Here is an 11557-nt window from a genome sequence, read left to right as displayed (position 1 = left end):
GTTGCGAACAGGGAAGTCGTATATCATCCTCTCTTCACCGAAGCCGTTTGACTTGACGCCATCAAAGCCCTCTGGACGATTGTCCTTCTCATCAAGATATATGTGAAGCTCGGTCTTGTAAAGCTTCCCGTGATCTTTGGCTGGCTGCTCGTTGAAGTCCACCACGTCAAAGTAGTTAGTCACGCCCTCGGGGAGGATATATATCGCTAAACCTTTGTAGAAGTCTATCTTTTCTTGTTCCATGACCGCAAAGGTAAGCAAAAAAAATAGTTTTAGCACGCTATCATATCAAGTTCTTTGGTTAGGCAGCGGCATCCGTCCGCCACGGACAATCCCCCTTGGGCCAAAAAGGTATCAGAAAAGAGGCCGACAACGTTGTCGGCCTCTACACACTAATGAAATCACACAACCAATTACTTGATCTCAAAGATCATTGCCTTACCACCCTTTACACTCAACTTATTATACGGAGAGGAGGGGAATACGAGATTCGTCATTGCCATTTTGCCATCGGCATCAAAGGCCTCAATGCTACAGCGATCGACGAAGATGCGGAGACTGTTGATCTTGCCGTGAGTAGGCGCCGTCGTCACCACGGGGAAGGCCTCGGAGAAGTCTTTCTGACCACTCTTCCGGCGGTCCATGGAGAAGGTCTTGGCTTTGGCGTTGTAGACCATCGTCACCTGCTCGCCCTTAGCATTGCTGAGCGTGATCGTCGCTTCATTGCGAAGATTGCTGACCACAATCTCACAAGCAGCAGAGGGACTACTGAGTTTCTTACCGCGGGCGGCGAGCATCTCCTTGGAAGGAACGACACTCACATACTCCTCATCACCATCACGGAAGAGTTCGAGATCGCGGGGTATGGAGTTAGCGGAGCGGAACTGCTGCGTAGGCACCTGCGTGGCATACTGCCAGTTACTCATCCACGCCAGGGCGACATGGCGGCCGTCGGGAGCATTGTTGAAAGTGACGGTGGCATAGTGGTCCTTGCCATAGTCCATCCATTTCGTCACCTCGGGCTTGCTCTCGCACGTGAACTTGTGGCCGTCGAACGTGCCGACGAAATATTGGGTGGCACTACCGCCGAAGGGACCGCCGGGGTTGATATTGCAGACAAGCACCCATTTGCCATTTTTCATCTTCATCAGATCGGGACACTCCCATACGCCGTCGTGATTGCCATAGCCCTCACCGAAAGAGCTCTCGAATTTCCAGTCCTTCAGATTCTTCGAGGAATAGATATTCATGTGCTGACCACAGGAGACGGGCATATAATACGTTTTGAAGTCCTCCGCATAGATGACATGGGGATCACGGAAGTCGGGAGCCTTGACGGTGATGATGGGGTTGTCGGCAACCTTCGTGAAGGTCTTTCCGTTGTCGGTGCTGTAGGCCATGCTTTGCGTCTGCGCCTCACGGGCGGAGGTATAGTAGGCGATGATGGCATCCTTGCCGTAACCGGCGGCATTCTCGTGGTCGACGATGCTCGAGCCGCTGAAGATCGTGCCCCAGGCATCGGGCTGTACGGGATCACCCTCGAAAGTCCAGTGTACGAGATCCTTACTGGTGGAGTGGCCCCACGTCATGTTGTCCCACAGAGATCCGTAGGGATTATGCTGGAAATAGAGATTCCACACGCCGTCCTTATAAAACATGCCATTGGGATCGTTCATCCAGCCCCAAGCGGGAGAATGATGATAAGCCGGACGGTATTTTTCTCGGTTTTTACTGTCGAAGGTGTCGGAAGCCTTCATCGTCTGCCAGCAGGAGAAAGTCTCGATATTTCCGGAGGAGCGGCGGTTGGCCGGGAAGACGATATCGAGAGACAACGGCTTCTTCTGGCCAAACTCACTCAGATCCAAAGGTACGTAATAGTCAGGCTTACCGATGGCCAGGCGCACACGGATACTCTTGACGCAGTAGTTGTCCTGGTTGACGCGGACCTCCGCGGTCTCTTCCTTCTCCTCTACGGGGAGGAGGATATAGCGCTGCGTCGTCGTCACCCGCTCAATGGCGTGGTTGTCACTGAGGAAACGGGGAGCGGCAAGGCCGTTGTTTTGTGCCTGGGCGATGCCGATGTTCATCAGCACGGCAGCCAGGAGGATCGTTATTTTCTTCATTTTATGGTCTTGGTTTAATGGATGATGATTAATATCCCTTATTCTGCGTGTACAGTCCGGGGATGTAGTAAATCTGGTTATAAGGCACGGGGAAGTACTCATTCTTGCCCTTTGTGAAGTGGGCATCTTGGTAGTACTGCGCATAGGTCTGACCATCATAGGAGTCCTTGGCCTCACGAGAGAAGTATGCGTTCAGCGTAGAGGAGAGAAGGCCCCAGCGGCGCAGGTCGAAGAAGCGCTCATGCTCCTGACCCGTCTCCAGACGACGCTCCCAGCGCAGGCACTGGCGGGCTGTCTCCTTGTCCTGGAAATAAGACTCGGGATAGAGACTGATCTGACACTGGTCGGTAGCATACTTGATATGCTTGCTGATAGAGTTGGCGGCACGCTGACGGATGTTGTTGATGATGGTGCGGGCCTCTTCCAGACGACCCAGTTCGATGAGTGCCTCGGCACGGTCGAGCATGACATCGGAGTAGCGGAGAACATATTCGTTCATGGCGAAAGCCTGCCAAGGACTATTGTAAGTCTCACCCTTGCTGCGCTGTGGTACGCACTTCAGTGTCGTGTAATAGCCGTAAGTGTTCGGCGTGCGGGAGTTGGCAGTAGTCATGGTATACTCTGACTCATACTTATAAGGGAAGGTCGGCATACCCACGGTGTGGAACAAGCGCGGATCCCATTTCTGTGTGGTCGGCTTGCCATTGACAGGATGATCATTAGTCTTGTCGAAATCTTTAAACTCCGGCAGACCGTTGCTCGTCTTGAAGGCGTTGACAAAATCCTGTGACGGTTTCTGGAAGTCCCAGCCGCAAGTCCACATACCCCATGCGCCATTGAGCATATTCGACCAGTTGGCACGGCCAAAGGTTGTATGGTCATCCGCATAATCACTGGCTTGTACGGCGAAGATACTTTCCTTATTATTCTTGTAATCAGGGAGGAAGATGTCGCCATAGTCAGCGAGGTAGCCATACTGTGACTTGACTACCACGTCCGTATAGTCGACGACCTTCTGCATGTAGTCCTTATTGATGAAGTTCACGCCCGTGCTGTCCTCATAGCCATTACCCCAGGCACGCTGCAGATAGCACTTGGCCAGATAAGCGGCAGCAGCCACCTTGTTGGCTCTTCCGGCACCATCCGTCGGACTCTCGGGCAGATCATCGTAGGCAGCCTTGAAGTCGCCGATGATCTTATCCCACATCTGCTCATGCGTCAGGGCGTCGTTGCGCGTCTGCTCCTGGGTGCCATTCTTGTAGACTTCCTCGTCAATCCATGGGATCTTGTTGAACACCATGAAAAGCTTGTAGTAGAAGTGTGCACGAAGGAACTTCACCTCAGCGATGCGCTGCTTCGTCGTAGCCTCCCCGAGGACACGGTCACCATTCTCATCCAAAGAGATCAGCGCACGGTTGCAACGGGAGATGGCACTATAGAGACGGTACCACAGCTCGTCGAGAGGGCCTAACGTCGGTGTCAGCGTGGAGAAGATCTCTACGGAGTGGTAATCGGTATCCGTCAATCCCGAGCCACCTTTCAAGCAGTCGTCAGAGGCGAGGTCGCCATAAGGCCAGAGGTTGAACGGATAAGTGAACCAACAGTCGCCAAGCATAGCGTAAGCACTGGTGACCATACCCTCGGGATCAGCGAAAGCCTTGTCCTCATCTACCACGGCGGTAGGCTTGTAGTCAAGATAATTGTCGCAAGATGTAAGAGCCAGCGATGCGACACAGAGCATGGCAACCTTCTTGCCGATGCTTTTTATATTGATATGAATCGTGTTCATAATATAATTTCCAATAATATGCTTCCCTAATAATAATGAATTGAATGTTTAGAAACCTACTTGCAGTCCGAAGGAGACAGATGTCGGCAACGGATAGTTCCAGTTGGGATTCTCCGGGTCGGAGCAAGTCAGGCTGCTGCTCTTGATGGTCAGCAGGTTCTGTCCGGAGACATAGACGCGTGCTTTAGACATCGAGAGTTTCTTCAAGAGAGACGCCGGGAGGTTATAACCAATCTGCAGCGTACGAAGCTTCAGGTAAGAGCCATTCTCAACGTAATAAGAAGAGACTCGTCCCTCATCGGCGGTATTATTGGTGGTCAGCGCCGGAATGGTGGAACTGGTATTGTCCGTAGTCCATGCGCCGAGCATACGACTACCCTTGTTGGAACCGGCATCCGTGATGCTCCAGAAGTCGGTCTGGAATTTCTGATTGTTGTAGACATCCACGTCGGCGACACCCTGCCAGAACATGGTCAGGTCGAAGCTCTTATAGGTCAGACCGATGTTCAAGCCATAAGAAAAGGCGGGAACAGGATCGAGAATCCATGTCTGGTCTTTCTCGTTGATAACGCCATTATGATCCAAGTCAGCATATTTCAAGCCACCGACACGTGCGTTGGGCTGACCGGAAGCTTTCACTTCGTCCTCATTCTGGAACAGTCCCTGAGCAACATAACCCACGATAGAACCATAAGGTTTCTTGGCCTGAACGAGGTTTTGCGTGGAAGTGTGCGCGTATGCACCGGTTGTAGAAGACGGCAGACTCGTTACGCGGTTGCGATAGAAGTCGAGATTACCATTAAGATCGAGTCCCAATCCGCAAGCCAGTGTCTTACGATAGCCGACCGTGAACTCCATACCCCAGTCACGGAGCGAAGGACCATTGGACCAGCGGTTGCCACCCTCACCCATGACGCCGAGGAAAGCGGGATTGATCAACATGTCGTCAATATTCTTGATATAAGCATCAACTGTACCATAGAGGCTGCCGTCGAGCACAGTATAATCGAGACCGATATTATATTGTGTCGTCGTCTCCCATTTCAGATCTTCGTTGGCCGTCTGTGTGGCACGATAGCCAGAAGGGAAAGTACCGGAACCAGCCTCGTAGATGTCATAAGCGGTAGAGGTGACACGGTCGAGTCCGTAGTCGGTCACATAAAGACCATAATGCGCATTGTTGTCGATGCCTTGGTTACCAGTCTTACCCCAGGAGAGGCGCAGCTTAGCATCATCAAGCCATTTCTCATGCAACAGCTGTGAGAAGCGGAAGCCGAGGGAGGCGGCGGGGAAGTTACCCCAGCGGTGCTTCTTACCGAAGCGGGAGCTGCCATCATGACGCAGGGTGAAAGAAGCCAACAGCAAGTCGTTGTAGTTATAGTCGGCCTTACCGAAGAAGGAAGCCAGACGATAGCCTACCTTAGCGCCCGTGTTGCGCATGGTGCCGGTAGCGGCATTCGGCCACATATAATCAACATCCTCAAGGGCATAGCCCTCAGAGATCGCATGGAAATCCAGATAACTCTGCTTGTTGATCTCAGAACCGAGCAGCACGTTGAAGTGATGCTTGTTCTTGATGTCGAACAGATAGTTGAGGGTGTTGGACCAAGTATAGTTGGTGTTGTTGGTCTGACCTAAGTCTGTCCGTGCTGTATTGTTGTTGACAATATCTGACTTAAAAGTATGGGTCAGCGCATTAATGAAAGAGGTGGTGTAGTCTACACCGAAGTTGGAGCGGAATACAAGGCCCTTGATCGGTTTGATATCCACATAAGCATTACCGAAAAGTCTCCAGTAGTCAAGATGGTTGTCCTTGTTCTGATAGAGCTCGCGCAACGGGTTCTGACGGTCGCTCATGCCACCTACCGGACCGGCGAAGGTCGTGCCGTCAATCTCATAGACGGGGACGGTCGGCGACATCTTCAGGGCGTTCTCCATCGGCGCGGCGTCGACCTGCTTCGTATACGACAGCGTGAAGTTCTCACCCACGGTAACTATCTTGTTGATGTTGAAAGAAGTATTCATACGAGCCGACAGACTCTGGAAATCGGTATATTTCAAAATACCCTTATTGTTCTTATAGCCCAGGGAGAAGAGCGCCGAGCCTTTGTCGGTAGCTCTCGACAGGGCTACGTTATAGTTCTGCGCAAAGCCGGTACGGGAGATCTCATCCACCCAATCAGTATTGGAGAACAGCATCGTCTTCTTACTATTGATGTAGCCATCGTAACGGCCGTTCACCGTGTAGTTCTGATACTGACTCGTTGCGGGGTTCCAAACCGTGATACCAACGCCCTGCGCCGCATTGAGCGAGAGGCCGTAATTGCTGGCATAAGCCACGGGATCGAGACCATCGTTGAGCGCTGCCTGCGCCATGGCCGTAGCATAGCCTTTCGTATCCAGCAGTTTCATCTTCGACTGAGAAGTATAGAACTGTGCCGTGAGATTCGTAGAGAAATCTACATTCACCTTATCACTCTTCTTTCCGTGCTTTGTTGTGATGATGATCACGCCGTTGGCAGCACGGCTACCATAGATAGAGGCGGAGGCGGCATCCTTGAGTACCTGCATGCTCTCGATATCATTACTATTGATGGTATTGAGGCCGGAAGTCATAGGCACACCATCCACGATGTAAAGCGGATCCTGCGAAGAGTTGAACGAGCCGATACCACGGATTCTTACCGTTGCCGTTCCACTCGGTGAACCGGTATCCGTGATGGTCATACCGGCCACCTTTCCTTGCAGTGACTTCATCGGGTCAGCATCGGGAGAGGTCGTGATACCATCGGTCTTCACGACGGAGACGGCACCCGTCAAGTCTGCCTTACGCTGAACCTGATAACCGGTGACGACAACCTCACTGAGTTCCTTGGCGTTTTCCTTTAATACAATTTGAAGATTTGGAGCAGCTTTCACCTCCTGGTTGGTATATCCTATATAGGAGATGACAAGAGGGGCACCCGTTTGTGCCTTGAATGTGAACTTACCGTCAAGGTCGGTGACGGTGCCGTTGGATGTACCTTTCTGGATGACTGAGGCGCCGATGACCGGCTCGCCCGTGTTGTCCGTGACGGTACCGCTGACTGTGATGTCCTGTTGTGCCAGCGCCGTTGTCGAAATGGTGAACGACAAGGCCATCGGCAAGAAGAATTTGAGATGATTCATCGTCTACAGTTTTTAGTTGTATGATAATTGTTTCATTTGATGATTCGGAATATTTACTTTCGAATTCTGCTGCAAAGTTAATGTTCTCAGACTTTTCTCCCTTTAAAATTTCGTTCGAGACCTTCGAAATTTGTTTCATGTAACAATAATAAGAGGGAAAGTTAAAAATTTTAGAACCATCTCTCGTTGGCGGAATAAAGCATGTTTTTCAAGTATAAAGGAACGTCTTTCTGAAGGGGAAAAATAAACAAGGCATTTACGACACATAAGCAACGTAGATAATTTTGTAAACAACGTGTTTACAAAATTATCTACGTTATTTATTTTAATGACTCAGACCCTCCATCTCCAGGGAAGCCCAGAGGAAGGGCCCGATGCCCTTGGCATCATTGTCGCGGATCGGCTCGCTCATGTAATAATCGAAGCTGCCGTCACGCTTGTAGTTAGGTTTCTTCACGTATGGGCCGGGGCCGGGACCGAGACCGCTGACGGCACAGCAACGGGTCAGCGACAAGGTCTTGTCGGCGTTGACACGGAGGAACCGGTGCACAACACCCGTGTAGGCTTTGATGCCGGCCTGAAGGAAATTGATGGTTTTCCCGTTTGCCTTCACTTGCTCCGGCAGATAACCCTTTCGCGACGCTTTCAACAGCACATAGGCGAACATGCTGGAGGCTGTTGACTCGAGGTAGTTACGAGGATCCTTCACGTCCATGACATCATACCATACGCCGGTCTGTGGATCCTGATGCTCCACGACGGCCGTCATGGCCTTCTGCAGGAGCTGCTCCACCTCACCACGACGCGCATAGTCGGCGGGCATGGCATCAAGACATTCCGTCATCGCCATGACATACCAGCCAAGGGCACGCGACCAGGTATGCTGGCTGCGGCCAGTGGTTTTATCGGCCCAGAACTGCTGATGCGTCTCGTCCCAGGCATGCTTCCACAGGCCCGTCTCGGGATCATAGGTCCGCTTGTCGGTCTTCAGCATCTGATCAACGGCATCATCGAGGATCTTCGTGGCTTTCTTTTTAGAGAGATGCTCCACGGCATACTGGCAGTAGAACGGAAGCCCCATGAAGATACCGTCAAGCCATACCTGATTGGCATAGATGGCCTTATGCCAGTAGACGCCCTCTTTCGTGCGCGGCTGGTTCTTCAACTGCTTGAAGAACGTCTTCAGCGCTTTCTCATTGCCCTCTCGCGGGTCGATCTGCTGCATACGGTCGATGAACTTGGCCGTACGGATATTGTCAAGATTGAAATCATCATAGTCATAGCCGGTGACGGCCCCCTGGTCATCGATCATCTTTCGCGGATAGCTCTTGCAGTAACGGAGGATACTGTCACCACCATATTTATAATAGGTGTCGAGCATTCCTTCGAGTTCGATGCCCATAACATAACTCCACCGCGGTTTCTTGGCGAAGTCGAGGAGCCAGCTCTGTGGCGTCCGCTTCATCTCCGAATAGACAAGCCATTCGGAGAAGTGCTTAAAAGGGCGCTCACTCTCCGAGAGATAAAGGGATCCGTTGCAGAAGAGATTCTCGAAACGCACATTGCGCGTCTTTCCCGTAATTCTTACCGGATTCTTCTGCACGCCGTCGAAATGACAGTTGCGCACGGTGATGTCATAAACATTCTCCAAGGAGTCTCGACCATTGATGAGTACGCCATAGTCACTCTTCTTACAGGTGACATTCTCCATCGTCACGTTCCGCACCGTCGGTTCGAAGCCACGGTAGCACGCCTCCTTCGGTTCATAGTCGAGGTTGATGCGCATGACGGCCTCACGGCACTGGCCGACACGGATGTTCCTGACGTTGATATTCTCGATGACGCCGCCGCGGCAGTTGTTGGTCTTGATACGCAGCACACGGTCGAGATTGGGAGAGTCCATCTCGCAGTCCTCGGCATAGACATTTCTGCAGCCGCCGGAGATCTCTGAGCCAATGACGATGCCGCCGTGACCATCCTCCATCTTACAGCCGCGGATGATGATGTTCTCTGACGGCTGGTTCCACAGACGACCGTCGTTATTACGGCCACTCTTGATGGCGATACAGTCGTCACCGGTGTGGAACGTGCAGTTCTTGATGATCACGTCCTGACAGGCCTCGGGATCACAGCCATCGCCGTTAGGACCTTCATTCCATACGTGGACGCCATCGACGGTGATACTCTTCGAGAGCAACGGATGGATGACCCAGAAAGGAGAGTTGAGCAGCGTGACGCCCTGGATGAGGACACGCTCGCAACGCATGACATTGATGAGCTGAGGACGGAGGCCCTGGCCCTGACCGAAACGGCGCTTGCTGACATCGACGTCATCCTCGGCATATTTCAACAGACGGGCCCGGCTGCCGAGGTTCTGCGCCTCCTTCGTCACGCCTTTCTGATAGCCAAAACGTTCCTTACCGCACATCTGCCACCACGTCTGGTTGCTGCCGCCACCATCAATGGTGCCTTCACCTGTGATGGCGATATCGGTAGCGCCATAAGCGTAGATACACGGACTGTAGTTCCAACATTCCAAGCCTTCCCAAGATGTGCGGACGAGGGGGTAGAGACGGGTGTCGAAAGCAAAATGGAGCGTAGCCCCCTTACTAACAACGAGATTCACATGACTCTGTAAGCGAATGGCACCCGTCTCCCAACGTCCGGCGGGAATGATGACGCGGCCCCCACCCTTCCGGGAAGCTGTCGCTATGGCTTTATTGATGGCCCGCTGATTCACCGCCGCTGAGGCTGTCGAACGCGCTCCATAATGCGTGATGACATAATTGTCACCAACAGTCTTGGGTAACTGAATACGGTTTTCTATCTTCTCTACGGCTGTCTCATCCCACGAGGCATAAGCCGTAGTGGTAAGTGTCAACAGCAAGAAAACAAAAAATGATCTGAATAAATGCATGTCGATTCGTTTTTTAGTTTTTAAGATGCCGCAAAGTTACAACAAAAATCAAATAATTCAAATTATTTTCATAAAAAAGTTGTTATTTCCACGAAAAAAGACTATCTTTGCCCTTGTGGAACAATTCTATTTTGTTCTGAAAACAACTTATTCACCTCTATTTTTAATCCTAAACTATAAATGGTAAAGATAACACTTTTCTTTTCCTCTTGTCTTCTCGCCGGAATTCTGTTGACGACCGGCTGTGAGAAGATCACCGATGACACGACGACGCCGACAAGCCACCAAAGTCAGACCGACAATCACCGTACAGACCCTCAACCGACAGATACCACATCAAATGATGCCGGAAAGACGGATGGAAACAACACGGGGAAGACGGACAATTCTAACCAAGGCGATTCCGGAAATTCCGGCAACGAAAACTCTTCGACGGGAGATATTGATCCGGCCTTCTCCGTCGCTTCTGCCATGGCCGACCCGGAAGGTACGGTCATCACCGTAGAGGGATACATCGTCGGAACGGCCAAACGAAGTATGAAGAACCTGGAGACCCATGCTCCCTTCACGAACAAATCCAACCTGATCATTGCGGACACCCCCGGAGAGACGAATACTGCCCTGATGTTCTCCGTTCAACTCAAGAGCGGTCACATGCAGACGGTACTCTGTCTGAAGAACCATCCAGAAAACTACGGCAAGATCCTCCACGTCACGGGCATTCGCAAGAAATACATCGGTATCCCCGGCGTCGTTGATGTCGCCGACTACTCTCTGAAGTAGGGACATGATTGATCATGTTCGGTTCCCTTACCCCTCTCTGGCAATCTCTTTGATCTTGTCCACGCGCAACAGCTGCACCATCCGGCCTTTCGTCGCCACCAATCCCTCCTCGACGAAGGTCGATAGGGTGCGGATGGCATTACTCGTGGTCATATTCGACATACTCGCCAGATCCTCCCGACTCATGGTCACATCCAACGTCTTTCCATCATCCTCAAAGCCGTAACGGTCTACGAGCGCACAGAGCGTGTCGGCGAGACGACCGCGGATATGCTTCTGTGTCAGATGAACCGTGCGCTCGTCACTCCGCCCGAGTTCCTTGCTCAGCTGAACAATGAAAAACCGGGCTACACAGAAATCCTCTTCCATGAGACGACGGATAAAAGTAAAGGGGATCTCAACAACAACAGAAGGTTCAAAGGCCTTCGCCGTGGTCCTATAAATCTCATGAGCAAAAAAGGCACGATAACCAAAAAACTCATCAGGACGATAGACCCGTACGATCTGTTCCCGGCCATTGATCCCTTCTTTGTAGATCTTTACTTTTCCCCGGACAAGGAAGAAAATGTGCAACGGACACTCCGATTCCCTGTAGACGATTCCCCCCTTGCGGAAACTCTGCATCGTGAGAACTTCCGTGAGCTCCATCCTACGCTCCACAGACAATCCGCCAAGGACCGCGGACACCTGCTCCACGATCTTGTCCTTACTTTCTAAATGATGCCTTATCTTCATCCTGAAACCTCCGCTTGTGTTTTCCGCAAAATTACTGAAAAA

Annotated in this window: 6 protein-coding genes and 1 pseudogene; 1 reads left to right on the top strand and 6 read right to left on the bottom strand. The window is 51.6% G+C overall.

Features of this window, described 5'->3' with window-relative positions:
- The 5 genes and pseudogenes from G604_RS0109220 to G604_RS0109200 all read right to left on the bottom strand — a co-directional run.
- Window positions 1-243, bottom strand: a pseudogene (locus tag G604_RS0109220) (DDE transposase); the annotation flags it as partial.
- 170 nt (window positions 244-413) lie between these two features.
- Window positions 414-2123 (bottom strand): DUF4980 domain-containing protein, encoded by a 1710-nt coding sequence (locus tag G604_RS0109215; protein WP_036905156.1) that lies wholly within the window; start codon window positions 2121-2123, stop codon window positions 414-416.
- A 28-nt stretch (window positions 2124-2151) separates the two neighbouring features.
- Window positions 2152-3864 carry a RagB/SusD family nutrient uptake outer membrane protein gene (locus G604_RS0109210; RefSeq protein ID WP_051220341.1) on the bottom strand — a complete coding sequence of 571 codons (1713 nt, stop codon included), beginning with the start codon at window positions 3862-3864 and terminating at the stop codon, window positions 2152-2154.
- Between the two features lie 96 nt (window positions 3865-3960).
- Complete coding sequence (locus G604_RS0109205; protein WP_028910300.1) at window positions 3961-7080, bottom strand: SusC/RagA family TonB-linked outer membrane protein; 3120 nt, start codon at window positions 7078-7080, stop codon at window positions 3961-3963.
- A gap of 325 nt (window positions 7081-7405) precedes the next feature.
- Window positions 7406-9997, bottom strand: a complete 2592-nt coding sequence (locus G604_RS0109200; RefSeq protein WP_028910299.1) for a glycoside hydrolase family 88 protein — start codon at window positions 9995-9997, stop codon at window positions 7406-7408.
- Between the two features lie 180 nt (window positions 9998-10177).
- Here G604_RS0109200 and G604_RS0109190 point away from each other — a divergent pair, with 180 nt between their 5' ends.
- Window positions 10178-10780: a DUF6359 domain-containing protein gene (locus G604_RS0109190; protein ID WP_036905154.1), complete on the top strand. Its 603-nt coding sequence runs from the start codon at window positions 10178-10180 to the stop codon at window positions 10778-10780.
- Window positions 10781-10807: 27 nt separating this feature from the next.
- Here G604_RS0109190 and G604_RS0109185 read toward each other — a convergent pair whose 3' ends face one another.
- Window positions 10808-11515, bottom strand: a complete 708-nt coding sequence (locus G604_RS0109185) for a Crp/Fnr family transcriptional regulator (protein WP_036905152.1) — start codon at window positions 11513-11515, stop codon at window positions 10808-10810.
- Window positions 11516-11557: the final 42 nt, after the last annotated feature.

It is taken from the genome of Prevotella sp. AGR2160, assembly GCF_000424185.1.
Lineage (GTDB): Bacteria > Bacteroidota > Bacteroidia > Bacteroidales > Bacteroidaceae > Prevotella.
This window is presented reverse-complemented; position numbering and strand designations above follow the sequence as displayed.

What these genes read in the sequence shown, in the direction of transcription:
- G604_RS0109200 (WP_028910299.1), bottom strand. Translation starts at nt 9,997, where the DNA reads ATGCATTTATTCAGATCATTTTTTGTTTTCTTGCTGTTGACACTTACC.
- G604_RS0109215 (WP_036905156.1), bottom strand. Translation starts at nt 2,123, where the DNA reads ATGAAGAAAATAACGATCCTCCTGGCTGCCGTGCTGATGAACATCGGC.
- G604_RS0109185 (WP_036905152.1), bottom strand. Translation starts at nt 11,515, where the DNA reads ATGAAGATAAGGCATCATTTAGAAAGTAAGGACAAGATCGTGGAGCAG.
- G604_RS0109205 (WP_028910300.1), bottom strand. Translation starts at nt 7,080, where the DNA reads ATGAATCATCTCAAATTCTTCTTGCCGATGGCCTTGTCGTTCACCATT.
- G604_RS0109190 (WP_036905154.1), top strand. Translation starts at nt 10,178, where the DNA reads ATGGTAAAGATAACACTTTTCTTTTCCTCTTGTCTTCTCGCCGGAATT.
- G604_RS0109210 (WP_051220341.1), bottom strand. Translation starts at nt 3,864, where the DNA reads ATGCTCTGTGTCGCATCGCTGGCTCTTACATCTTGCGACAATTATCTT.